The following is a 21,502-nucleotide window of genomic DNA, read 5'->3' on the forward strand; positions in this document are numbered from 1 at the left end:
ACACCAGCCGCCTCGTCAGTGTGCGGCCTTGCCCTGGCTCGCCGTTGCCATTCGCGAGGCGCTCATCAGCAGTTTGCGTTCGGCGCGTTCCTGCTGCGGCGTGCGATTGTAGATCTCGCGGTAACATTTCGAAAAATGCGAGGCGGAGACGAAGCCGCAGGCGACGGCAACCTCAACGACGGGCATTGCGGACTGGATCAGCAGATGCCGTGCGCGGTCGAGGCGGATTTCGAGATAATAACGCGCGGGCGAGCGGCCCATTTCCTGCCGGAAGAGGCGTTCCACCTGTCGGCGTGACAGATCGGCGGCATCGGCGATATCCAGCAGCGACAGCGGCTCGGCGAGATTGCCTTCCATCAATTCGATGATCGACAGGACCTTGCTGTTCTGCACGCCAAGCCGCGCGCGCAGCGGCAGGCGCTGGCGGTCGTTGGGGCTGCGCACACGATCGGTCAATTGTTGTTCGCAGACACGGTTGACGAGGTTCTCGCCGAAATCCTGTCCGATCAGGCTCAGCATCATGTCCAGTGACGCCGTGCCGCCGGCGCAGGTATAGATGTTGCTGTCGACTTCGAAGAGGTCCGCATAAACTTCCACCTGCGGGAAGGCCTCGGAAAAGCCGGGCAGGTTTTCCCAGTGGATCGCGCAGCGCTTGCCGTTCAGCAGGCCGGCCTGTGCGAGGATATGTGCGGCGGTACAGAGGCTGCCGATGGCGATGCCGCGATTATAGGCTTCGCGCAGCCAGGCATTGACGGATTTGTTGATGTGTTGGTCCACATCAATGCCCGAACAGATGATTGCCATTTCCGGGCGGTTCTCGCCGCTGACGTAGCGCCGCTCGTCGGCAAGACAGGTATCGGCCTCAAGACAGATGCCGCTGGACGACATGACCTTCTGGCCGTCGAGGGAGGAGAGGCGCCATTCATAGGCCTCATAGCCCAACATTCGGTTGGCGATGCGAAGCGTTTCAACCGCTGCGGCGAATGGCAGCATGGTAAATTGCGGAATGAGAAAAAAGACGATTGAGCGTTTCTTCTGGGAGTTCTTGCTCATTTGCCCGTGCTCCGTTGCGAATACGCAATTCCTCCCTTGGAATTGGTCTTCTGGATGTCCTGATTACGACATCTTTAACGAAAAATACGCCTCGGAATCGGAGCTGTCAAAAAATAGCTTTTGAAATATGCAAATTTTGCGACAAGCCTTTAAAACGGGCGATGTGTCGCATGCAAAACAGGCAGGTAATTTTGCGCCTCTGACCCTGTCACTCAGGGGCGGCGGTGGCGGCTCGCAACACATGCAGAGGTTGCGAGCCATCGGGTGGCCATCATTTGCGGATGGCGTGTATGCGGGTGGTTTCGGTCGTCGGCCATCCGATATCCTTCAATGTTTCAGGCGGCAATGACTCCAGTGCACGAAGCATCCTTTCACGGCGCCATGCCGCGTAACGGGCCGACACATGGTCCGACAGGCGATCGAGCCAGCCGCTGGGCGAGGGATGGTGCTGAGAGCGGTTTGTCACTGGCAGATGATGTATCATGGTCATGTCTTGATCCTTTCCTGAACCACGATCCTGTTTACGACTTCGGTATGTGCCTGCCTCTTTCATCAGGCAAGAGAATGAATCTTATGTCATTCATCAATATTGAGAATGAATGACCGGCGGCGGCGAGGGGGAACATTTCGGTTCGTGCCACGCCAGTGCTTCGTTCCCACGAGGTTCATTCCACCCCGTTTATCGATGTCCCGGATGGTGCGCGCTTGTTGACATTCAATCAAACGAAATGATATCCATCTATAAATCAAAATATTTGAAGGTGCGTGCCATGACCGTGACTTTCCGCCAACCGCTGCCGTTGCTGGATAACGACATATTGAGAACCTTCGTCGCCATTGCCGAAACGGGAAATTTCTCCACCGCTGCGGAAGTGGTGTTCAGAACGCCTTCGGCCGTTTCCATGCAGATCAAGAAACTCGAGGAACAGTTGAAGACGACATTGTTCCTGCGCGATGCCCGCTCGGTGACATTGACGGCGCATGGCGAGACGCTTCTGACCTATGCGCGGCGTATGATCGCGCTATCCAACGAGGCGGTGTCGCGTTTCGTCATGCCGGAACTGTCCGGCGTCGTCCGTCTCGGCGCGCCGGAGGATATTGGCGAGCGTGGCCTGCTGCCCGGCATTCTTAAGCGTTTTGCCGAAGCCTTCCCCGGCATCATGATCGATGTCACCATCGATTCCAGTTCCAATCTCTATAAGCGCATGGACGAACAGCGGCTGGATCTCGCTCTCGTCAACTGTGCCTCGCATCCGCTGCGGGATACGGGCGAGGTGTTGATGCGCGAACGTCTCGTCTGGGCTGGTGCGAAATGCGGCACGGCCTATCTACGCGATCCGCTGCCGATTTCGATCTGGGAAGAAGGCTGCATCTGGCGGTCGGAGGCGATCCATTCGCTGGAGAAGCGCGGCCGCAATTTCCGTGTCGCCTATTTGAGCGGCCATACCATGGCGCAGCGTGCCGCGATTGCCGCCGATCTCGCCATCGCACCCCTGCCGCGATCCTATGTGCAGAATGACTTGGTCATTCTGAGCGACAAGGAGGGGCTTCCGGAGCTTGGCTGTTTCGATATTCGCCTGATCATGGGCGACAAGGCGTCGCGTCCCGTTCTTGCGGTGGCCGAGAGCATCCGCAACGCCTTTGTCGAGGTCGCCAAGGCGGCATAAGCCAAATGGTCGTGCGGCGGCATCGTCCGCCGCGCCGAAGGGCCTTAGACGGCTACCGAATCCGCAGGCGCGGCACGGCCCGTATCGTTCGCCTGCCAGCTTCCGCGGCTGACCAGCCAGTCGGACGATGTCTGCAACCCACCAAAGGGGAAGACGTGAATCTGCCGGATCGGCCCTTGCGGATTGGCCTGCCAATGCCGCTCGATCGGTCCGACGACGCTTTCCGGCGAATGGCCCCTGGCCAGGGTCGTCAGGGAAAGGGCGTTCTTCTTGAGATAGGCGATGGAGTTGCCGACGCCGCAGAGCGCGGCATATTTCAGCAGCGTGGTGATCTTGGCCGGGCCGGAAACGCCGATATGCACCGGAAGCGCAATTCCTGATGCCGCAAGTCCTTCCGCCCAGGCGATGAAACGCGCCGGATCGAAGCCGAACTGGGTGACGATGCGCATCGTCGCATCGCTTCTTTCGGCAAAATCGCGTTTCAGCTGCAGCGCGGCCATCGCCGTCTCTTCGCTGAAATCGGGACTACCTTCGGGGTGTCCGGCGATTGCGATCTGTTTTATGCCGTAACGGTCGAAAATGCCGGTGGACAGCATGTCCATGCTGGCTGCGAAGGGACCGGCAGGCCTGTTGACGCCGCCGCCCACCACCAGCACATCCGTTACGCCCGCTTCGTCGACGAGCCGCCTGACCTGTTCCTCAAATTCCGCACGCGACGGGATGCGCCGCGCCGCCAGATGTGGCACCGGCTCGTAACCGAGATCGCGCAGATGCCTCGCCGCATCAACGAGCCTTTCCTGTGATGCCGCTCCGGTATCGGTGAGATAGACCCGCACGCCCTGCGGAAAAAGACCGGCAAGGCTGCTGGGGCCAAGCACCTGCGCGGGCGAGGCTTCGATGGAGGCGGGAATGGGAGAGGCGGTGGAAATATCGGGCAATTTGTGCGTGATCCTTTTCATTATCATGCACCGGTTTTTCGGCGAAGTCTTTGCCCGTTGCGGCAGGACAGCCCTGCATCTGCGACGAAGCTGTGCCGGATTGTCCGGCCTGCGCCGTTTTCCCGTATCCGTTCACCAGATCCGTTTGGTCAGGCCATTCCACAGCCAGGTCCAGATCGTCGGCGGAAAGCGCAGCACCGATTTTCCGGGAGAGGGTGGCTGCGGCGCAAGGCTGCCGGAAAGGGCGTCTTCGATAGCGCTGACGGCAATATCGACCGAACCGGCGGTGAGAAGCAGCGGATAGGTGGCGATGGTGTCGGAAGGTGATGGTTTCAGCCGTTTTTCGTAAAGCGTGGCGCCGGTATCCACGCCCTTGTCCACCAGATGCACGGTTGCACCGAAATTGCCCCGGTCCTTTTCCACCAGCGCCCAGTAGCCGCCCATCTGGCCGCGATAGGCGGGGTTGATGCCGGCATGAAAATTGATGACCGGGCATTGCAGGGCCTGCAGCGTGGCCGGTGTCAGCAGACGGCAGGAAATGGTGAAGATCGCCGCCGGTTTCAGCAGATTGGCCGCCGTGCGGCAGTTCTCATCGTTGAGCGAGGTGAATTGCGTGACGGGAATGGCGGGATGAAGGTCGGGAGAAAGGCCGTGTTCGGCGATGATGTCGTTGCCGCGCCGAACCGTGAAGCGTTTGCCGAGCCGGGAGGCGATCATCGTCGCCATCTGGCCCATGGCGACAATCCAGCCGAGCCGCCGCGCCCGCCTTCTCAGAATGGCCGATTTGCTTTCGGGCTCTTCCTGGAAGACGTGAATATCCGGAAAACGCCCGGCCAGCGCGTTGATCATGACATTCGGGTTCAGTCCGCCCGCCGTCATTACCAGAAGCCGATTGTTGAAGTCAGTCATATCACCCACGGACTTTTCCCAAACCATGATGCAAGTGACGAGTTTCCCTCGGAAAATTTCAAAACCCTGTTAATTTTCATCGACGGGAATTTTTGAAATGCGCTGGAACCGATTTTCAGGACTCACGTTATTGTGACGCATATCACATCGGTGCTTGTCTTTGGACGGCAAGCCATAGGGGAGTAGTTCAAATGATCACACGCATTCTTTCGACCGTTTTCGTGGCTCTGTTGACCGTCGTAACCTTGAGTTCGTGCGGCAACACCATTCGTGGCATGGGCCGGGATACGGCGAATGCCGTGAATGCGACGCAGGACGCCGGCCGCAGTGTGGACCGCGCCGCCCGTCGCTGACAGCATCTCCCCTTAAAAATCCGGCGTCATTCTGAAACAGGGGTGGCGCCTTTTCTTTGACCGAATTTCCCTGCGAATGTTCCCCTGACGAGAATCACGGGGTGGGCATGAACCGATCGATGAAGAAACTGGCAAAGCTGCTGTTGCCCCTGTTACTGCCGTTTTCGGCTGAGGCGGGCGGACAGGTGGATTTCTGCAAGACCGTGGACCACGCGGGCGGGCGCTACACCGTCTGCAGTTTCGATCCGGCCAGGAGCACGATCCGGATTTATGATCGCGATCATGTCTCCGGTCAGGGATATCGTTCCTTCGCCGATCTTTCCTCCGGGCTCTGGCGGCAGCACATGTTCAGCGTCTTTGCCATGAATGGCGGCATGTACCATTCGGATTATTCCCCCGTCGGGCTCTTTGTCGAAAACGGTGTCGAGCGTGCGCCGATCATTACCGGTGGCGGCTGGGGCAATTTTCATCTTCTGCCGAATGGCGTGTTTTATCTGAAGGGCGCCACGGCCGGCGTGCTGGAGACCGAGGCCTATCTGGCCGCGGCGCCGAAACCCGATTTCGCCACCCAGTCCGGCCCGATGCTGGTCATCGACGGCAAGCTGCATCCGCGTTTCCTGCCCGATAGCGACAGTCTGAAGCGGCGCAACGGTGTCGGCATCTCCCGCGACGGCATGGTGCATTTCGCCATTTCGGAAAATACCGTGCGTTTTTATGATTTCGCCACCCTGTTCAGGGATGTGCTGGATGCGCCCAATGCGCTTTATCTCGACGGTACGATTTCCAGCGTCGACATTCCGGCAATGAACAGGCGGGACGGGCTGTTTCCCATGGGGCCGATCATCGCTGTCGTCGACAGGGTGCCGGACTAGTCAGGGCAATCAGATCGGCGCCTTCGGATAGGCGTTTTCGAGACCGGCCGATGCCGTCAGCCCCTTGCGGAAGGCAAGATAGGCGGGGTGCTGGCTGGCCTTGGCCGTTTCCATGAGGCGTATCTGAAGCCGGGCGGGGGCATTGCCGCCGAGCCAGTCGCCGGTCGCTTCCAGCTTCAGGCTGTTGAGGAAGCGGGCATTGCTCTGCTGGTCGAGATAGAGATTAAGGCCGGCCAGCAGGTTTTCATCCTGCAGCGCGTTTTCCATAAGCAGCAATACCCAGGCCTTATCCTCGCTTGTCAGCGAAGTCAGTTTCGACGCGACCGTTTCGCGGTCGGGAAAGGAGGATGCCTGCTGCATGGAGTGACTCGCATCGTTGCCGTTGCCTCCGTCGATAAAGCAGAGGCGGCAGCCTTTCAAGGCGCGAAGTCCGGATGCGGATGTTCGACCGAAACGTGCCGGCCATAGGGGTTTTCAACAGGGGTTTGTGCGAAACCTTTAAATAACGGTTACACTTTAGTCCAAATTGCGGCGATCACTGAAATGGCGCGGATGACGACCTCAAGCTAACGCCTTGTTTTTTCATATACCTATGCGCGGGGCGAATGGCAGCTTGTCGAAAACGCCTTCATTTAGCCGCTTTTTGCATTTGCCTTCGCCGTCGGATTTTAATAAATGCTTCCTCCACGGGCCGGGTCTTGAAGATCCCCCGGAGAGTGAATAGCTGGAGTAATCATGGAAGAAACCGCTCAGAAATCCTGCTGGGGCGTCACCTTGCGCGCACTTGCAGGCTTTGCCGCTTTTCTCGCATTGACGTACATTTTTGGCAGCCCATAAGCACTTCTCCTGAATGACGGGTTTTGAAACGGCGCGGTTTTCCTTTGGAAACCGTGCTGTTTTCGTTTGCGGGCCCCGGATGTCGCGGCTGCGCAAACCGCTGCCGCTCTTTTGTGGCGATCCGTCGCGGCTTTGGATATGATGGTGGTGGAATCCATTATCATTCAGGACGAATTTCATGTTTCTTTCGGTCTTCGACGTCTTCAAGATCGGTATCGGTCCTTCGAGCTCCCATACGATGGGGCCGATGACGGCGGCCAACCGCTTTCTGGCGCTGATCCTCAGCGACGAGTGGCCGCGTCCGGCGGGGGCATTCGTCTCGCAGCTGAAGGTCAGCCTGCATGGCTCGCTTGCCTTCACCGGCATCGGCCACGGCACCGGGCGTGCCGTCATTCTTGGCCTGACCGGCGAGCGGCCGGACCTTGTCGATCCCGATGCCATGGATGCGATTATCGGAAAGGTCGAAGAGGCTGGCGCCGTATCGCCGCCCGGCCATCCGTCCTACGTATTCCGTCCGGCCGAGGATCTGATCTTCGACAAGAAGAACCCGCTGCCGGGCCATGCCAATGGCATGACCTTTTCCGCCTTCGACAGTCAGGGCAGGCTGCTTATCAAGCGCATCTATTATTCCGTCGGCGGCGGTTTCGTCGTGACCGATACGGAACTGGAAGCGATCAAGCAGCGCGGCAAGACCATCGATAACGGGCCGCGCGTGCCTTATCCCTTCGCGACCGCCCGGGAAATGCTGGATATGGCTGCCCGCTCCGGCCGCACCATCGCCCAGATGAAGCGCGCCAACGAGGAAACGGTGGTCACCCGCGAGGAGTTGAACGAGCGGCTGGACCAGATCTGGGAGGCCATGAATGGCTGTATCGAGCGCGGGCTGAAGGTGGATGGCATCATGCCGGGCGGCCTGAAGGTGCGCCGCCGCGCCCGCTCCATCTACGAGAAGCTGAATGCGGAATGGCGCAGCAACCGGATGAACCCGGTGATGGCGAATGACTGGCTGAGCGTCTACGCCATGGCGGTGAACGAGGAAAATGCCGCCGGCGGGCGCGTCGTTACCGCACCGACCAATGGCGCGGCGGGCGTCGTGCCGGCCACGGTGAGATATTTCCGGCATTTCCATGAGGATGCGAGCGTCGAGGACGTGCGCGATTTCCTGCTGACGGCAGCGGCCATCGGCGGCATCATCAAGCACAATGCCTCCATCTCCGGTGCGGAAGTGGGCTGTCAGGGCGAGGTGGGATCGGCTTCCGCGATGGCGGCGGCGGGTCTTGCCGCAGTCATGGGCGGATCGCCCGAGCAGGTGGAAAATGCCGCCGAAATCGCACTCGAACACCATCTCGGCATGACCTGCGACCCTATCGCCGGGCTGGTGCAGGTGCCCTGCATCGAGCGTAATGCCATGGGCGCGGTAAAGGCGGTGACGGCGGCTTCGCTGGCGCTGAAGGGCGACGGCCAGCATTTCGTGCCGCTCGATGCCTGTATCGAAACCATGCGCCAGACCGGCAATGACATGAGCGAAAAATACAAGGAAACCTCCACCGGCGGCCTCGCCGTCAACGTTGTGGAGTGCTGAGCGGGCAGGGCGGCAGGCTTCGTGCAGATGCTTGACGCCCGCCGCAAAAAGGCATTGATAGAACCATGCCTCTACATCTCATCAAACTTTGCGTCGGCGCGGACTCCCTCCAGGATTTGAGGGAGTGGGTGGCGCATCGCTCCCTGACTGCAATAGCAGCCGGTCTTGAACCGCATAGCGTGCACACCACCCGGATGATCCCGAAACGGGTCGAGGAATTGCTGGAAGGCGGTTCGCTCTACTGGGTTATCAAGGGACAGGTGCAGGCGCGGCAGAAACTGCTCGATATCCGCTCCTTCAAGGGCGAAGACGGTATTTCCCGCTGCGACCTCATTCTCGGCCCGGAAGTCATCGAAACCTCACCGGCGCCGAAGCGGCCGTTTCAGGGCTGGCGTTACCTGAAGGACGATGAGGCGCCCCGCGATCTCGGCGGCGGCGGAGGCGGGGAGGACATGCCTTCCGATCTTCGGCGGGAATTGGCCGAGCTTGGTTTGCTCTGACATTCCATAGATGAAAGAAATCTCGTTTCGCCGGCCGAGTTGATGGCGTCCTGAAAGCTATCCTCCGTTATGCTCGGGCCTGTCCCTAGCATCTGCTACGTTTCGATTGAGCTGGACGTGATTAGATTCTCGGGACAGGCCCGAGGATGACGTCGGGTGTCAGGCGTTTATCGGCAAACAAAAAAAGCCGGCCCCTTGCGGAGCCGGCTTTTTATTTGGGGAGACGGTATTCTTGTTGGTTGGGCGTCAGTTGATGCCGCCGACCGCAGTGGTGGCGCGGCCATCCTGAATTTTCACCCAGCGGCCCGGATTGGCCGTGTCCTGGCGCTTCAGGTAGGTATATTCGGTTTCCGACCAGTTCATGACCTTGTTGCGCATGTTGTCGAGAACGAAATCGCCACGATCGGTGCGGACGGTCAGGACGGCATGGCCTTCGCCATTCGGCTGCAGAACCACGGTGATCAGCAGGTTGGAGGCGGAGAAGCCCTTGTTCATCAGCATCTTGCGCTTCAGGAGCACGAAGTCTTCGCAATCGCCGACGGTGGTGGGATAGGCCCAACGCTCTTCGACGCCGTAGATTTCCATGTCGGTCATCGGCGTGATGGTGGTGTTGACGGTGTAGTTGACGTCGAGCATCGTCTTCCAGCGCTCTTCGGTCAGTTTCATCGGGCCGTTGTCCAGCGAGGTCGGCTGGCATTCGCTCTGATAGGTCTGGCAGAATTCATAGTGGCCGATCGGCGGATTGGCCTTGCCGATGACGCGCATGACGGCGGCCGGCGATGCGCTGGCCTGATGTGCGAAGGCGCTGACGATGAATGCGATCAGAGTGAAAACGAAACGGTTGTTCTTGTTCATTGCTTATCTCCCCGTGGTGAGGAGACATTCGCAGCTATATTTTGACCCTGCGGAAATTTGCGTGGCGCAATTTGAGCTTAAATTTCAGCAAATTAGCCGCTATTTTGAACTGTATTTGAGTGAGTTTTTATGCGTGTTTGAAGCAAATTTTATTACAATTTTACGCATCCGGACTTTAGGGTTTCGGTAGCCATTTAGATCGCTGTATTGAAAGCGGTTTTCAGTGCGGCGGTATTCTCGTGATCCTGTGCGGTCCATCGGCGACGCCTGCTGGAGACACGGATTTCCCGTTTTGGGATGGGTGTTTCAGGCTGGAACAGTCCGAAAAGCGCCGAAAAAAACTTCGAAAAAACTGCATTTTTTCCGGAAAAAATGTTTGCGGGCTAATTTTCCCCGCCGGTTTCGGCGGTGATCTGGGCCGGCCTGGTACGCAATTGTCTCTCATAATCGCGTTTTCCGAGCGGCACGCCGCGCATGCGCAGGATGTCGTAGGCGGTCACGGCATGGAAATGGAAGTTCGGTAGCGAGAACGAGAGAATGAAGGTTTCCGATGTGAAGCGGAGCCTTCGGGGGCCGATCTGAAGGTCCAGTTCCCTGCCGGCCCAGCTATTGACCGCATCAGGGATGAAAGCTTCCAGCGCCGTTTGCGCCTTGCCCATCATGGCCCTGAGGTCGGTGAAGGGGACGGGGCCCACCAGGGCGGGCGGTTCGAACACGCCGGTTTTGGCAGCTTCCACGCCCCATACGGCATGGTGCCAGGCGGCCTCGATCTGAAAGTGGAAGGGCGCCATGTCCTCGAAGAGCCGGGCCTGCACGAAATCATCCGGATCGGTGCCGGTTTCGGCGCAATGCCGGGCCGCACGGTCGAGAAAACCTCCGACCGCTCTCACGGTCTGCAGGAAGGTTGGAACGCTGAGGTCGTAAAATGTCGTCACCATCGGCTTTTTCCATTTGAGCCGAACGCCGCCGCAAAGGACAGGTGCCGATAATCACACCGCCGTCCGGGAACCCTGTTGATTATGAGTCCATGGTCTGGTGCAAATGCGCGCAGAAAATACCGCGCCAATGTCAGGTTACATCACGCCCGGCGGAACGGCCTGTCGGGAGCGTTGCACGCGCACGACCTTACACGTTTTCCGGATGTAAAACCACGCCGTGTCCGGTGGAATTTCCTAGAGGAATTCGATCAGCGCGTCGGGCGACTGGACCCGGTCGAATTCGACCGCGACGCCTTCCATGAAGTGGCGCACGATCTTGCCGCTCATATTCTTGCCGAGCTGAACCCGGCTACCCAGAGGCGGGCGGTTTTCGATCTCGATTGCGGCACCCGACAGGGAAAGGTCGATCAGCCGGCAGGCGACGAGCACGCCGTCTTCCAGAACGAGCTGCGCTTTTGCGTTGCGCGGCGTCAGGCGGTCATGGCGGCGGTCTTCCGGCAGGCCGAGCAATTGCCGTTTGGCGATCCATGCGAGCTGCGCGGCGAGTTTTTCGCGCTTGCGCTCCGGCGCATTGATGGCGATGAGGAAACCCGACGCGGTGAGCGATGTCACCGTGCCTTCGATCCGGCCGATATGCTGGAGATAGGCGATGACACGATCACCGGTGCGGGCAATGCCCGGGCAGGTGAACTGCGCCCTTTCGGCGGTCATCTCGGTTGCGGTGCAATCATATTCTTCATGGTCGGGCAACATCAGGCGGCCGGTGAAAGACACACGGACGGCGTCGTCGAGGTGAGGCTCCTCAACCGGGCGCAGGATTTGGGCGGTGTTGACCGAACGGGACGAAAACATGGGCAGCGCAATTTTATTGAATGATGACGGTCAGTTTCTACCTTGCGCGAGTTAACAGACTGTATTGTTTAATCTCTACAATTTTTCTGATCGGCAATATCGTTACAGCTTTGACCTATTTTTCGAGATTCCGGGGCGGCGTAAATCTTTCGGCCCGGCCATGCGCAGTCCGGGAAATCCGTCAGATGCTTCCTGCGAATGGTATCGCGGCTGCTTCCATTTCCGTCCAATGCCCCGCCGGCGCGATGTCCATGCGCAGCAACCGGCTGCTTTTCATCGACAGGCAATGGATGGGCGCGGCGAATTCATGACGCGGCCGTTCGGGAAGCAGCGCGCCGAGCAGCCTTTGGGCAGCGTCGGCATCCGTGCGCAGCGGCAATAACAGCATTTCGAATGCCAGCGGCGAGGCGCCATGGTCGTCTTCCGCTTCGACATCGAAGACGACGGGCAACTGGTGCTGCAAGATGCCGCGCGCCACGCGGCAGGGGAAGGTGGCATTTGCCCGCGGCCACAGTTCCGAAAACGGCCGGTCGCGCAGTTCCCGGCCGAACAGGTCGCAGAGGCGGGTGCCGGCAAGGCGGAAGAATGGCGTGGCCTCTCCCTTGTCCGTCAGGATGAAAAGGTCGCCGAGATGATGTTTGAGCTTCGCGGGATCGATATCCTCGCGCCGGGGGGCGGGGTTTCTGCCCCGCAATTCATCCCAATAGGCATATATGTCCAGTCCGGCCATGCTTTTCATAGCATCTCTCCCTGTTCGTTTTTGAGACATCATGTCCATCCGAACGCCTGTATCTGGTGATGTAGCGATTTTCGTGCCAACTGGATTTGTTAAGGTTAACAAAGGGTTGAGATTGCGCGGTGGCATGGCCCGTGGCACGGGTGCCGCCATGTCGGGGAATACTCCGTCAGCACAATTGACTGGCGCTGCCCCATGATCTTGCGGCGCGCCGACGAGCCGGACCGCCCGCTGGCCCGCCGCTTGAACCGGTTGCGGTTTGGCGTCGCGCAGCAAAGGCGGGACGGCTTTTTTTTCGTCCGGGCTTCCTATATTGCTCGGTGAACGCAAATTTCTACCAAGACAGGGATGGGATCATGTCCTACGGGGACGGCGAGCAGCCGCCGGTTTCGGAAACGCCGGAGCCGAAAGACGACACGAACAATCCCGTCTTCAACCTGCCGACGCTGCTGGTTGGCATATTGGCGGCGCTGGTCGCTGCCTATGTGGTTCCCGCCTATCTTCTGTCCGAGGAGGGCAATGGCTGGTTCATTTTCACCTTCGGCTTCATTCCGCTGCGTTACGCGGTGCCTTTCTCCCAGCAGGGGCTGGAATGGCTCTGGACGCCGGTGACCTATTCCTTCCTGCATGGCGGCGTTGAGCATATTCTCTTTAACGGCCTGTGGCTGATGGCCTTCGGCGCGCCGGTTCTGCGTCGGATCGGAACAGTGCGCTTCGTGCTGTTATGGTGCATTTCCGCGGCTGTTTCGGCCTTTGGCCATGCGGCGCTGAACTGGGGGGATGTCACGGTCCTGATCGGGGCCTCCGGTGTCGTCTCGGCGCTGATGGGCGCGGCCTGCCGTTTTGCCTTTCCCGCGCGCGGCGGATACAGCGCCTCCTTCGGCCATCTGATGCCGCGGCAGAGCATTTTCGGGGCGCTTGCCAACCGCACCGTGCTGATCTTCACGTTGATGTGGCTGTTCGGCAATGTGCTGATCGCGGTGGGCGTGCCGCTGTTCGGTGATGTCGGCGGGGAAATCGCCTGGGATGCGCATGTCTTCGGCTTCCTGCTGGGTTTCCTGTTCTTCGGCCTGTTCGATCGTCCGTCACGTTAAGCCGATCACGCTCCTTGTCGGCCGTGGCGCAAATTTGCTTTTGCGCGTCCCATCCGGGATTGCATTCATGCGGACCTCAGCGCACCATATCTCATGATTTGCAACCGCCAGGGGAGACTGCGGCGTGCTGCGGGTCGCTGAAAAGAGGAGGAAGGCATGCCAACATTCGTAAAGGATCTTCTCGACCGCAAGGGCCGGGACGTCGTGACTGTCGGTCCGGAAGTCAGCATCGGCGAGGCGGCGGGAACGCTGCATGCGCATAAGATCGGTTCCGTCGTCGTCACCGATGGCGATGGTGTTGTTCTCGGCATTTTCACGGAACGCGATCTGGTAAAGGCCATCGCAGCCCAGGGCGCCGTTTCCCTCCAGCAATCCGTGTCCGTGGCCATGACCAAGAACGTCATCCGCTGTCATCACAACTCCACCACCGATGAGCTGATGGAAATCATGACCGGCGGACGTTTCCGCCACATCCCGGTCGAAGAGAACGGCCGCCTTGCCGGCATCATCTCCATCGGTGACGTGGTGAAGGCGCGGATCGGCGAGATCGAGGCCGAGGCCGAGCATATCAAGGCCTATATTGCCGGATGATCCTGTGTCCCGGCGTCAGGCCGCTGGAAAAGCTTCAGTCTCGGGCCGGGACTCACACATCACCCTTGGTGATAAGTCGCCATGCAAGAAAGTCGGCTATTTTGGCCGATATTTCCACATAGAAGTTTTGCTGCTCATAATCAGAGCAGACGATTTCAACCCGATTAAACTGTGAAATGAATGTGCCGCTGCTGGACCAGTTGCCATCAGCCGTTCCTTTCACAATGGTGATGTCGATCCACGGCTGACCGTCCGCCGCCCCGAAACTGACGGGGTTCGTGCGCCTGAGTTCAGGCTGTCCTTCCAGAAACTCGATCAGTGGATTCGTGTCGTACAGCGTGCTTTCGACGGCTGGGGGCAGGATTGAGATATACCAGTACATGATCTCACCACAGCCCGGTGTTTCGTCGATCCGCCCTTGGGCCTTGAAGGCATCTGCGACGCGGAGCCCTCAGCGCCGGAACGCCTGCTGCATACGCTCGAGTTCCGGAATACGTGCGCGTGTTTCCTGATATCCCCGGTCGATGGCTTCGCTGGCGCGATGGAATTCCGACAGGCCGATATCATTGATGCGCGGATGAAGCATCAGATCGGGTGGATCGCCCGCCAGGCGCGAGCGCGAAATCCTGTCCTGAATGATGTTGAAGGCTTGCACCATGACGCCCGGCAGGCCGGGACGCGGCGGGCTTTCCACAGCCGGCGCAACGCCGCCATGCGAGGGCGAGGCGGCGTGCTTGACCACGGCGGAACGGCCGAAGAGATCGTAATTGAGGTTGACGGCAACGACCAGCGCCTGCTCATAGGCGCGGCAGACGGAAACGGGCACGGGATTGACGAGCGCGCCGTCGATCAGGGTGCGGCCGTTGCATTGCACGGGCTCAAAAATGCCGGGCAGCGCATAGGAGGAGCGTAGCGCGGTGACGAGATCGCCCTGATGGATCCAGACCTCGTGGCCGGTGCGCAGTTCCGTGGCGACTGCGATGAAGGGGTGGTCGAGATTTTCGACACGCAGGCCTTCCAGATGCTCCTGCATGCGCTTGGTAAGCCGCATGCCGCCGAAGAGGCCGCCGCCGCCGATGGTGAGGTCAAGCAGGCCTGCAATGCGGCGCATTGTCAGTGAGCGGGCGAATTCCTCCAGTTCGTCGAGCTTGCCGGCGAGATAACAACCGCCCACAAGCGCGCCGATCGAGGTGCCGGCGATCATGCCGATCTTCACGCCCGCTTCGTCCAGCGCCCGCAGCACGCCGATATGGGCCCAGCCGCGCGCCGCACCGCCGCCAAGGGCGAGCGCAATGCGGTGCTTGTCGACGATCTGGGTGACGGGCGGCTCATTGCCGGTGGCTTCGGGATTTCCAGCCGCAAGCTGATTGTGACGATTTCCCCATCCCAACATGACCGCACTCCCTGCCAGTTCCTTCGGGCTCCCCCCAAATCCCTGGAACCCGTTATATTGGTAGCAAATTGGTGCGGCCGATGGAAGGTGGCCCGTTTACGTGTCGGAATAGGTGGTGGCCGGATCGAAATGGCGGGTATCGTCGGTGATCTTCGTCACAGCATCGCCGTTGGAGAGCTCGACGGTGCGATAAAAGCACGAGCGGCGACCGGTATGGCAGGTCGCATCATGGCCGGCGACGGAGACCTTCAGCCAGACGGCGTCCTGATCGCAATCGGTGCGGAATTCCTTCACCGTCTGCAGGTTGCCGGAGGTTTCGCCCTTCTTCCAGATCTTGTCGCGGGAACGGCTGTAATAATGCGCGATGCCGGTTTCGAGCGTCAGCGACAGGGCTTCCGCATTCATGTGCGCGACCATCAGCAATTCGCCGTCGCGTGCATCGGTAACCACGGCGGTAACGAGGCCATGGGCATCGAATTTCGGCGAAAAGAAACCTGCGTTTTCGAGCACTTCCTTGTCCGCAGGCGCGGACGGAAACGAAATGGACATGGCTACCCCGGGAGAAAAGCGGAAGGTTTCAGAGCGGCGGAGACAATGCAATCAGTCCGCCACTCCAAAATTTGTCTGGGCAGCGGGTTTCAGGAAACCCGCGCTACACTTTTCGGTCCGATGCTTAGCGGTTCCGCACCATGGTCATGAAGCGCACCTGCTCGGCCGGATCGTTCTTGAACGTGCCGGTGAAGCTGGTGGTCAGCGTCGTGGACCCTTGCTTGTTTACGCCGCGCATGGACATGCACATATGTTCGGCGTCGATCATGACGGCAACGCCGCGCGGTTTCAGCGTTTCTTCGATCGATCTTGCGATCTGCGCTGTCATGTTTTCCTGCGTCTGCAGGCGGCGGCCGAAGATTTCGACGACGCGGGCGATCTTCGACAGGCCAAGCACGCGGCCGGCCGGAAGATAGGCGACATGCGCCTTGCCGACGATCGGCACCATATGGTGCTCACAATGGGAGAAGAACGGGATGTCGCGCACCAGCACCACATCGTCATAACCGCCGACTTCCTCGAAGGTCGTGCCAAGCACGTCCTGAACGTTCAGCTCATAACCCGCAAAAAGCTCGCGATAGGCCTTGGCGACGCGCTTCGGCGTATCCAGAAGTCCTTCGCGGGCCGGATTTTCTCCTGCCCAGCGCAGGAGAACGCGCACGGCTTCTTCCGCTTCGGCCTGGCTTGGGCGAGCTTCGGCCACGTCTGGTTTTGCGCCAGCGCCGGGGAAATTCTTCACGATCGCATCCATTCCGTCTCTCCCGATGCGGGTAAAGGCCGCACCTGAATTCGTTTTTCATCGCGAACTCATGTTCGCAGCTGCTGCTATCTGGTTGTTTTACAGCATTTTGGCAAGACCGATGCTGTTTTTTCGGTATCGGAGCCGTTAATTTGATCACGGCTTGATGTCCAGAAAGCTCGTTAGCATATAATGAGAATGAAGGGCAGGAAAGCTTCACTGCGACAAACGCTGTGTTTGAAAAATCTGACCTGTCCCGTTTTGGGTATTTTTGAGCGCGCCGGACACTTCGATGGACGATATCTACAATAATCGCATTCTGGAATTTGCCGGGAATATTCCACTGACGGGAGTTCTCGAGGATGCCGATGCCAGTGCTGAAAAACACTCGCGGCTGTGCGGCTCGAAACTCAAGGTCTATCTGAAGGTCGAAGACGGCATCGTGACGGCGTTTTCGCACGAAGTCCGTGCATGCGCACTGGGGCAGGCCTCGGCCTCCATCATGGCGCATCACATCGTTGGGGCTTCCACCGGCGAAATCCGGCAGGCGCGGGAAGATATGCTCGCCATGCTCAAGCAGGATGGCGAGGGGCCGACGGGCCGTTTTGTGGACATGCGGGTGCTTTTGCCGGTGCGGGATTTCAAGGCGCGTCACGCCTCCACCATGCTGACCTTCGAGGCCGTGGTCGATGCGCTCGACCAGATCGAAGGCCGCCCGGCTCTCAACGTCGCGGGTTAGGCCATGTGCGGCGAACCGGGCTGCCGGCACCAGCAGACAGCGGTGAAAACCGGGCGATCCCGCAACTGGGCGGGCAGCTTTGCCAAGACACCGGGACGGCTTTTCGGCGTCGGCTTCATCAGGCTGTATCAGCTCACACTGTCAGGTTTCGTTGGTAATTCCTGCCGCCACATCCCCACCTGTTCCGAATATGGCTATGAGGCGATTGCCCGCCACGGGCTCTGGGCCGGCGGCTGGATGACGCTGTTTCGTGTGGCGCGCTGTGGCCCTGGCGGCACCGGCGGGCTGGACCCGGTGCCGGAGGAGCTCGGTGGCAGCAGGCGCTGGTGGATGCCCTGGCGTTACTGGAGCCGGCATCGATGAATGACTATGTGGCCCTGCTGCACAGCATCGTGCTTGGCCCCGGCAAGCGGCTCATCATGGCCGATCTCAGGGCGCTGGCGGAAGAGCTGGGATTTGCCGACTGCAGGACGCTTGTCGCGACAGGAAATCTGGTTTTTCGCACTGAGGCGGCACCTGTTCGCGAGATTGAGGACAGGCTGGAGCGTGCCTTTGAGGCCCGTTTCGGCAAACATGTCGATATTCTCGTTCGCTCGGGCGGCGACTGGCTGAAACTGGCGGCGGATAATCCGTTTCCGCACGGCAATCCGCCTGACGTCTGCGTTCGGGTCATGCGGGAGCCGCTGGACGGGAAAGTTCTCGGATTATTCGATAAGTCCCGTCAGCGGGAAGAGGTTGCCGTGGTCGGCGGTGACCTGTGGATCGATTTTCAGGGGAAACCGAGCGAGAGTCGGCTTCTGTCGGTCGTGACCACCAAAAGGCTCGGTATCGGCACGACCCGCAACGCCAATACGGTCAATGGTCTCGCGGAAATGCTTCGCTGACCTGCCCTTCACCTTTGACTGCAATGGCAAAAGCCTTTATCAGCCTGCCTGTCCGCTTGTCGCGGGCAAATCATTATTCCAACACCACCCGCATTCGTTGGCGGGACTGGACAGGAGCACGAGACGATGTCTGAAGCTATTTCCCTTACATTTCCCGATGGATCCGTGCGCAGCTACCCCGCCGGTACGACCGGCCGCGAGGTCGCCGAATCCATTTCCAAATCGCTTGCCAAGAAGGCCGTCGCCATTGCGCTTGACGGCACCGTGCGCGATTTGTCCGAGACCATCACCGATGGCAAAATAGAGATCGTTACGCGTGAAGATGGCCGTGCGCTGGAGCTCATCCGCCACGATGCCGCCCACGTCATGGCTGAAGCCGTGCAGGAACTGTGGCCCGGCACGCAGGTGACGATCGGTCCGGTGATCGAAAACGGCTTTTATTACGACTTCGCCAAGAACGAACCCTTCACGCCGGAAGATCTGCCGAAGATCGAAAAGCGGATGAAGGAAATCATCCTGCGCAACAAGCCGTTCACCCGCGAAGTCTGGTCGCGCGAGAAGGCCAAGGAAGTCTTTGCCGCCAAGGGCGAGAACTACAAAGTCGAACTCGTGGATGCCATTCCGGCAGGCCAGGACCTCAAGATCTATTATCAGGGCGACTGGTTCGATCTTTGCCGTGGTCCGCATATGGCTTCGACGGGCCAGATCGGCACTGCCTTCAAGCTGATGAAGGTGGCCGGCGCCTATTGGCGTGGTGACAGCAACAATGCGATGCTGTCGCGCATCTATGGCACCGCCTGGGCGACGCAGGAAGAGCTGGACAATTATCTGCATGTGCTGGCCGAAGCCGAAAAGCGCGACCACCGCCGTCTCGGCCGCGAAATGGATTTGTTCCATTTTCAGGAAGAAGGTCCGGGCGTCGTGTTCTGGCACGGCAAGGGCTGGCGCATGTTCCAGACGCTGACGGCCTATATGCGCCGCCGGCTCGCCAATACCTATCAGGAAGTCAACGCGCCGCAGGTGCTGGACAAGTCGCTGTGGGAAACCTCCGGTCACTGGGGCTGGTATCAGGAAAACATGTTCGCGGTGAAATCCGCCCATGCCTTTACCCATCCCGATGACGAGGAAGCCGATCAGCGTGTCTTCGCCCTGAAGCCGATGAACTGCCCGGGCCACGTCCAGATCTTCAAGCATGGCTTGAAGTCTTACCGCGAAATGCCTGTCCGTCTTGCGGAATTCGGCACCGTGCATCGCTACGAAGCTTCCGGCGCACTGCATGGCCTGATGCGCGTTCGCGGCTTCACGCAGGACGATGCGCATGTCTTCTGCACGGAAGAGCAGATGGCGGCGGAATGCCTGCGCATCAACGACCTGATCCTCTCGGTCTATGAGGATTTCGGTTTCAGCGAAGTCGTCGTCAAGCTCTCGACGCGCCCGGAAAAGCGCGTCGGTTCCGACGATCTCTGGGATCGCGCCGAAAGCGTGATGCTGGAGGTTCTGAAGACCATCGAGGAACAGTCCGAAGGCCGCATCAAGACGGGCATCCTGCCGGGTGAGGGCGCGTTCTACGGGCCGAAGTTCGAATATACGCTGAAGGACGCCATCGGCCGCGAATGGCAATGCGGCACGACGCAGGTGGACTTCAATCTGCCGGAACGCTTCGGCGCCTTCTATATCGACCATAATTCCGAAAAGACGCAGCCGGTGATGATCCATCGCGCCATCTGCGGCTCCATGGAGCGCTTCCTCGGCATTCTCATCGAGAACTTCGCCGGTCACATGCCGCTCTGGTTCGCACCGCTTCAGGTCGTGGTTGCCACCATTACTTCGGATGCGGACGATTATGGCCGTGAGGTTGCCGAAGCGCTGCGCGAGGCGGGCATGGCGGTCGAGACCGACTTCCGCAACGAGAAGATCAACTACAAGGTCCGCGAACATTCGGTGACCAAGGTTCCGGTCATCATCGTCTGCGGCCGCAAGGAAGCGGAAGAGCGCACCGTCAACATCCGCCGTCTCGGTTCGCAGAACCAGACGTCGATGTCGCTCGAGGAAGCGATCACCAGCCTCGTGGACGAGGCGACGCCGCCGGATGTCAAGCGCAAGCTTGCGGCGAAGAAACAGGTTGCCTGATAACAGTTACGGCCCCTTCGGGGGCCGTTTTTGTTTGCGGGGTGAGGGACGCTTGAAGCTCTCTGAAGTCATCCTCGGGCTTGACCCGAGGATCCACAGTCTGGCGGGGGAATGGATCCTCGGGTCAAGCCCGGGGATGACGTGCAGGGTGGTGGGTCGCTCCGCACAATCTCGCCTCCGACGAGACGATGAATGTGCAATGTCGGCTACTCAAAATCCCCGGTCATGTCTTCCGGCGCCTGGTCCTTCATCAGCACTTCCACATCCGAATCCCGGCCGGACGTGACCTTGAAATTGCGCTGAAAGACCTTGTCCTTGTTGCGGGCGATGGCGGTATATTCGCCTTCGGCCAGCACCATGGTCGAAAAGGCGCTGACGCTTTCATTGACCACGTCGCCGCCGCCGTTCAGCACCGACCAGGCCGTATCGGCAATGGCTTCGCCGCCCTCTTCGGAAACGAGCTTGAGCGTGATCTGCGCTGCCTGATGCTGCAGCGTCGCTTCGGTCAGCTTGCCGGCTTCCACCTGGATATCGGCGCGCACCACCGCGTTGACGTTGCCATATTCGGAAACCACGTGGTAGGTGCCGGCATTCAGCCGCACGATGGTGTTGGGCTTGATATCGGCCATCACCAGACCGCGTTCACCATCCGGACGGGCGTCCGAGGAATAGACGGAGAATTTCAGCTGGTTGCCGGAAATCTGCTTGTCGGAGCCAGCAACCGCATTCAGCACGAAACCGCCGGCATCGAGGATAAGCACCTGCTTCTGGACACTACCGGAGGCGGGCACGTTGAGTTTCTTGGTGACGCCCGCGCGGCCGAAGGCGACGTTGACGAAATATTCGCCCGGCACCAGATGGAATTCGGCCGAGCCGCCTTCCGAGCTTGCCAGCATCGGCAGCTTGCCGTCAGCACCGGGAATGGGGCTGAAGACGCGCCAGGACAGGCCTTCCTTGACCGCTTCGCCTTCGCTGGTCAGCTTCGCTTCCATCGCGATGTCGCGGGCGGTGCTGGTTGGGGCATTGGGAGCGGAAGGGGCGGTGAAAGCGTTGAGTTTGGGCATTTTCGGCGTGCCGCCGAGTTGCTTGAAGTCCTTGAAAGCGTCCTGCGCAAAAGCAGCTTGTGATAAAACGCCCATCGCGGCGCATGCAATGACCAGACGTGCCGCGATTTTGATTGCCGACATTTTCGATACCGATTGACTTCTTGATTTTCCCGCCTCACTTCAAAACCAATGCCATGGCTATTTCAAGGCCCTAGTTTCGCGATGACAGCAGAATGGAAGATTTT

General features: G+C 59.5%; 26 protein-coding genes. 11 read left to right on the forward strand and 15 right to left on the reverse strand.

The annotated features are described in order from the left end of the window. Positions 1–15 precede the first annotated feature (15 nt). Both O3S81_RS26595 and O3S81_RS03820 read right to left on the reverse strand, forming a co-directional pair. Positions 16–1,053, reverse strand: coding sequence for a GlxA family transcriptional regulator (locus tag O3S81_RS26595; RefSeq protein ID WP_442864858.1), 1,038 nt, complete (start codon positions 1,051–1,053; stop codon positions 16–18). A gap of 271 nt (positions 1,054–1,324) precedes the next feature. Continuing rightward, positions 1,325–1,543: a hypothetical protein gene (locus O3S81_RS03820; protein WP_269341080.1), complete on the reverse strand. Its 219-nt coding sequence runs from the start codon at positions 1,541–1,543 to the stop codon at positions 1,325–1,327. A gap of 238 nt (positions 1,544–1,781) precedes the next feature. Between O3S81_RS03820 and O3S81_RS03825 the strand changes: the two genes are divergently transcribed. Next, a complete protein-coding gene (locus O3S81_RS03825) occupies positions 1,782–2,720 on the forward strand; it encodes a LysR family transcriptional regulator (RefSeq protein ID WP_269341082.1) in 939 nt (312 codons plus the stop codon). 44 nt (positions 2,721–2,764) lie between these two features. On the opposite strand, the gene O3S81_RS03830 is transcribed toward O3S81_RS03825, so the two are convergent. Both O3S81_RS03830 and O3S81_RS03835 read right to left on the reverse strand, forming a co-directional pair. Beyond that, entirely contained in the window at positions 2,765–3,685 is a 921-nt protein-coding gene (locus O3S81_RS03830) for a methylenetetrahydrofolate reductase (protein WP_269341083.1), read from the reverse strand. A 105-nt stretch (positions 3,686–3,790) separates the two neighbouring features. After that, on the reverse strand, positions 3,791–4,567 hold the full coding sequence (locus O3S81_RS03835) for a formyl transferase (protein ID WP_269341397.1): 777 nt from the start codon (positions 4,565–4,567) through the stop codon (positions 3,791–3,793). A 191-nt stretch (positions 4,568–4,758) separates the two neighbouring features. Between O3S81_RS03835 and O3S81_RS03840 the strand changes: the two genes are divergently transcribed. Together O3S81_RS03840 and O3S81_RS03845 are read left to right on the forward strand one after the other, a co-directional pair. Next, positions 4,759–4,920 (forward strand): entericidin, encoded by a 162-nt coding sequence (locus O3S81_RS03840; RefSeq protein ID WP_269341085.1) that lies wholly within the window; start codon positions 4,759–4,761, stop codon positions 4,918–4,920. Between the two features lie 119 nt (positions 4,921–5,039). Then, positions 5,040–5,792, forward strand: a complete 753-nt coding sequence (locus tag O3S81_RS03845) for a phosphodiester glycosidase family protein (RefSeq protein ID WP_442864859.1) — start codon at positions 5,040–5,042, stop codon at positions 5,790–5,792. Between the two features lie 9 nt (positions 5,793–5,801). Here O3S81_RS03845 and O3S81_RS03850 read toward each other — a convergent pair whose 3' ends face one another. Both O3S81_RS03850 and O3S81_RS03855 read right to left on the reverse strand, forming a co-directional pair. Continuing rightward, a complete protein-coding gene (locus tag O3S81_RS03850) occupies positions 5,802–6,152 on the reverse strand; it encodes a hypothetical protein (protein WP_269341087.1) in 351 nt (116 codons plus the stop codon). A gap of 222 nt (positions 6,153–6,374) precedes the next feature. Next, positions 6,375–6,809, reverse strand: coding sequence for a hypothetical protein (locus tag O3S81_RS03855; protein ID WP_269341410.1), 435 nt, complete (start codon positions 6,807–6,809; stop codon positions 6,375–6,377). Between O3S81_RS03855 and O3S81_RS03860 the strand changes: the two genes are divergently transcribed. Together O3S81_RS03860 and O3S81_RS03865 are read left to right on the forward strand one after the other, a co-directional pair. Beyond that, positions 6,808–8,211 (forward strand): L-serine ammonia-lyase, encoded by a 1,404-nt coding sequence (locus O3S81_RS03860; protein ID WP_269341089.1) that lies wholly within the window; start codon positions 6,808–6,810, stop codon positions 8,209–8,211. The genes O3S81_RS03855 and O3S81_RS03860 overlap by 2 nt on opposite strands. A gap of 65 nt (positions 8,212–8,276) precedes the next feature. Then, on the forward strand, positions 8,277–8,711 hold the full coding sequence (locus O3S81_RS03865; protein WP_269341090.1) for a DUF1489 family protein: 435 nt from the start codon (positions 8,277–8,279) through the stop codon (positions 8,709–8,711). Positions 8,712–8,957: 246 nt separating this feature from the next. Here O3S81_RS03865 and O3S81_RS03870 read toward each other — a convergent pair whose 3' ends face one another. The 4 genes from O3S81_RS03870 to O3S81_RS03885 all read right to left on the reverse strand — a co-directional run bounded on the left by O3S81_RS03870 (position 8,958) and on the right by O3S81_RS03885 (position 12,095). Then, positions 8,958–9,566, reverse strand: coding sequence for a transglutaminase-like cysteine peptidase (locus tag O3S81_RS03870; protein WP_003523403.1), 609 nt, complete (start codon positions 9,564–9,566; stop codon positions 8,958–8,960). 383 nt (positions 9,567–9,949) lie between these two features. Continuing rightward, on the reverse strand, positions 9,950–10,504 hold the full coding sequence (locus tag O3S81_RS03875; RefSeq protein WP_269341092.1) for a DUF1993 domain-containing protein: 555 nt from the start codon (positions 10,502–10,504) through the stop codon (positions 9,950–9,952). 234 nt (positions 10,505–10,738) lie between these two features. Continuing rightward, complete coding sequence (locus O3S81_RS03880) at positions 10,739–11,356, reverse strand: PilZ domain-containing protein (RefSeq protein WP_269341093.1); 618 nt, start codon at positions 11,354–11,356, stop codon at positions 10,739–10,741. Positions 11,357–11,537: 181 nt separating this feature from the next. Further along, on the reverse strand, positions 11,538–12,095 hold the full coding sequence (locus tag O3S81_RS03885) for a PAS domain-containing protein (RefSeq protein WP_269341095.1): 558 nt from the start codon (positions 12,093–12,095) through the stop codon (positions 11,538–11,540). 353 nt (positions 12,096–12,448) lie between these two features. Here O3S81_RS03885 and O3S81_RS03890 point away from each other — a divergent pair, with 353 nt between their 5' ends. After that, complete coding sequence (locus O3S81_RS03890; protein ID WP_269341096.1) at positions 12,449–13,186, forward strand: rhomboid family intramembrane serine protease; 738 nt, start codon at positions 12,449–12,451, stop codon at positions 13,184–13,186. Positions 13,187–13,342: 156 nt separating this feature from the next. Then, a complete protein-coding gene (locus O3S81_RS03895) occupies positions 13,343–13,777 on the forward strand; it encodes a CBS domain-containing protein (protein ID WP_269341098.1) in 435 nt (144 codons plus the stop codon). Between the two features lie 52 nt (positions 13,778–13,829). Here O3S81_RS03895 and O3S81_RS03900 read toward each other — a convergent pair whose 3' ends face one another. The 4 genes from O3S81_RS03900 to folE form a co-directional block, all read right to left on the reverse strand. After that, entirely contained in the window at positions 13,830–14,159 is a 330-nt protein-coding gene (locus O3S81_RS03900; RefSeq protein ID WP_269341100.1) for a hypothetical protein, read from the reverse strand. 69 nt (positions 14,160–14,228) lie between these two features. Beyond that, complete coding sequence (locus O3S81_RS03905; protein WP_269341102.1) at positions 14,229–15,170, reverse strand: patatin-like phospholipase family protein; 942 nt, start codon at positions 15,168–15,170, stop codon at positions 14,229–14,231. A gap of 96 nt (positions 15,171–15,266) precedes the next feature. Then, a complete protein-coding gene (gene hisI, locus O3S81_RS03910; protein WP_269341103.1) occupies positions 15,267–15,719 on the reverse strand; it encodes a phosphoribosyl-AMP cyclohydrolase in 453 nt (150 codons plus the stop codon). Positions 15,720–15,843: 124 nt separating this feature from the next. Continuing rightward, positions 15,844–16,470 (reverse strand): GTP cyclohydrolase I FolE, encoded by a 627-nt coding sequence (folE, locus tag O3S81_RS03915; RefSeq protein WP_003495569.1) that lies wholly within the window; start codon positions 16,468–16,470, stop codon positions 15,844–15,846. Between the two features lie 280 nt (positions 16,471–16,750). Between folE and O3S81_RS03920 the strand changes: the two genes are divergently transcribed. From O3S81_RS03920 to thrS, 4 genes are all read left to right on the forward strand, one after another. Continuing rightward, the gene (locus O3S81_RS03920; RefSeq protein ID WP_269341105.1) at positions 16,751–17,197 is read left to right on the forward strand and encodes an iron-sulfur cluster assembly scaffold protein; all 447 of its coding nucleotides are present in this window, start codon (positions 16,751–16,753) and stop codon (positions 17,195–17,197) included. Positions 17,198–17,200: 3 nt separating this feature from the next. After that, complete coding sequence (yidD, locus tag O3S81_RS03925; RefSeq protein ID WP_269341106.1) at positions 17,201–17,560, forward strand: membrane protein insertion efficiency factor YidD; 360 nt, start codon at positions 17,201–17,203, stop codon at positions 17,558–17,560. Next, a complete protein-coding gene (locus tag O3S81_RS03930; protein WP_269341107.1) occupies positions 17,557–18,081 on the forward strand; it encodes a DUF1697 domain-containing protein in 525 nt (174 codons plus the stop codon). Before yidD ends, O3S81_RS03930 begins: the two co-directional genes overlap by 4 nt. Positions 18,082–18,207: 126 nt before the next feature. Further along, a complete protein-coding gene (thrS, locus tag O3S81_RS03935) occupies positions 18,208–20,211 on the forward strand; it encodes a threonine--tRNA ligase (protein WP_269341109.1) in 2,004 nt (667 codons plus the stop codon). A 206-nt stretch (positions 20,212–20,417) separates the two neighbouring features. Here the strand turns inward: thrS and O3S81_RS03940 are convergent, their stop codons facing one another. Then, positions 20,418–21,398 (reverse strand): hypothetical protein, encoded by a 981-nt coding sequence (locus tag O3S81_RS03940; RefSeq protein WP_269341110.1) that lies wholly within the window; start codon positions 21,396–21,398, stop codon positions 20,418–20,420. Between the last annotated feature and the right edge of the window lie 104 nt (positions 21,399–21,502).

Origin of the sequence: Agrobacterium sp. SOY23, assembly GCF_027212525.1 — a bacterium.
GTDB classification, from domain to species: Bacteria; Pseudomonadota; Alphaproteobacteria; order Rhizobiales; family Rhizobiaceae; genus Agrobacterium; species Agrobacterium tumefaciens_I.

Bases quoted from the DNA above. Each gene is read 5' to 3' on its own strand.
- yidD (WP_269341106.1), top strand. From the start codon at position 17,201: ATGTGCGGCGAACCGGGCTGCCGGCACCAGCAGACAGCGGTGAAAACC.
- O3S81_RS03840 (WP_269341085.1), top strand. From the start codon at position 4,759: ATGATCACACGCATTCTTTCGACCGTTTTCGTGGCTCTGTTGACCGTC.
- O3S81_RS03830 (WP_269341083.1), bottom strand. From the start codon at position 3,685: ATGATAATGAAAAGGATCACGCACAAATTGCCCGATATTTCCACCGCC.
- O3S81_RS03870 (WP_003523403.1), bottom strand. From the start codon at position 9,566: ATGAACAAGAACAACCGTTTCGTTTTCACTCTGATCGCATTCATCGTC.
- O3S81_RS03880 (WP_269341093.1), bottom strand. From the start codon at position 11,356: ATGTTTTCGTCCCGTTCGGTCAACACCGCCCAAATCCTGCGCCCGGTT.
- folE (WP_003495569.1), bottom strand. From the start codon at position 16,470: ATGGATGCGATCGTGAAGAATTTCCCCGGCGCTGGCGCAAAACCAGAC.
- O3S81_RS03920 (WP_269341105.1), top strand. From the start codon at position 16,751: ATGGACGATATCTACAATAATCGCATTCTGGAATTTGCCGGGAATATT.
- hisI (WP_269341103.1), bottom strand. From the start codon at position 15,719: ATGTCCATTTCGTTTCCGTCCGCGCCTGCGGACAAGGAAGTGCTCGAA.
- O3S81_RS03855 (WP_269341410.1), bottom strand. From the start codon at position 6,809: ATGAAATTCGTCCTGAATGATAATGGATTCCACCACCATCATATCCAA.
- O3S81_RS03895 (WP_269341098.1), top strand. From the start codon at position 13,343: ATGCCAACATTCGTAAAGGATCTTCTCGACCGCAAGGGCCGGGACGTC.
- O3S81_RS03825 (WP_269341082.1), top strand. From the start codon at position 1,782: ATGATATCCATCTATAAATCAAAATATTTGAAGGTGCGTGCCATGACC.
- O3S81_RS03850 (WP_269341087.1), bottom strand. From the start codon at position 6,152: ATGCAGCAGGCATCCTCCTTTCCCGACCGCGAAACGGTCGCGTCGAAA.
- O3S81_RS03890 (WP_269341096.1), top strand. From the start codon at position 12,449: ATGTCCTACGGGGACGGCGAGCAGCCGCCGGTTTCGGAAACGCCGGAG.
- O3S81_RS03905 (WP_269341102.1), bottom strand. From the start codon at position 15,170: ATGTTGGGATGGGGAAATCGTCACAATCAGCTTGCGGCTGGAAATCCC.
- O3S81_RS03845 (WP_442864859.1), top strand. From the start codon at position 5,040: ATGAAGAAACTGGCAAAGCTGCTGTTGCCCCTGTTACTGCCGTTTTCG.
- thrS (WP_269341109.1), top strand. From the start codon at position 18,208: ATGTCTGAAGCTATTTCCCTTACATTTCCCGATGGATCCGTGCGCAGC.
- O3S81_RS03900 (WP_269341100.1), bottom strand. From the start codon at position 14,159: ATGTACTGGTATATCTCAATCCTGCCCCCAGCCGTCGAAAGCACGCTG.
- O3S81_RS03875 (WP_269341092.1), bottom strand. From the start codon at position 10,504: ATGGTGACGACATTTTACGACCTCAGCGTTCCAACCTTCCTGCAGACC.
- O3S81_RS03865 (WP_269341090.1), top strand. From the start codon at position 8,277: ATGCCTCTACATCTCATCAAACTTTGCGTCGGCGCGGACTCCCTCCAG.
- O3S81_RS03860 (WP_269341089.1), top strand. From the start codon at position 6,808: ATGTTTCTTTCGGTCTTCGACGTCTTCAAGATCGGTATCGGTCCTTCG.
- O3S81_RS03820 (WP_269341080.1), bottom strand. From the start codon at position 1,543: ATGACCATGATACATCATCTGCCAGTGACAAACCGCTCTCAGCACCAT.
- O3S81_RS03930 (WP_269341107.1), top strand. From the start codon at position 17,557: ATGAATGACTATGTGGCCCTGCTGCACAGCATCGTGCTTGGCCCCGGC.
- O3S81_RS03940 (WP_269341110.1), bottom strand. From the start codon at position 21,398: ATGTCGGCAATCAAAATCGCGGCACGTCTGGTCATTGCATGCGCCGCG.
- O3S81_RS03835 (WP_269341397.1), bottom strand. From the start codon at position 4,567: ATGACTGACTTCAACAATCGGCTTCTGGTAATGACGGCGGGCGGACTG.
- O3S81_RS26595 (WP_442864858.1), bottom strand. From the start codon at position 1,053: ATGAGCAAGAACTCCCAGAAGAAACGCTCAATCGTCTTTTTTCTCATT.
- O3S81_RS03885 (WP_269341095.1), bottom strand. From the start codon at position 12,095: ATGAAAAGCATGGCCGGACTGGACATATATGCCTATTGGGATGAATTG.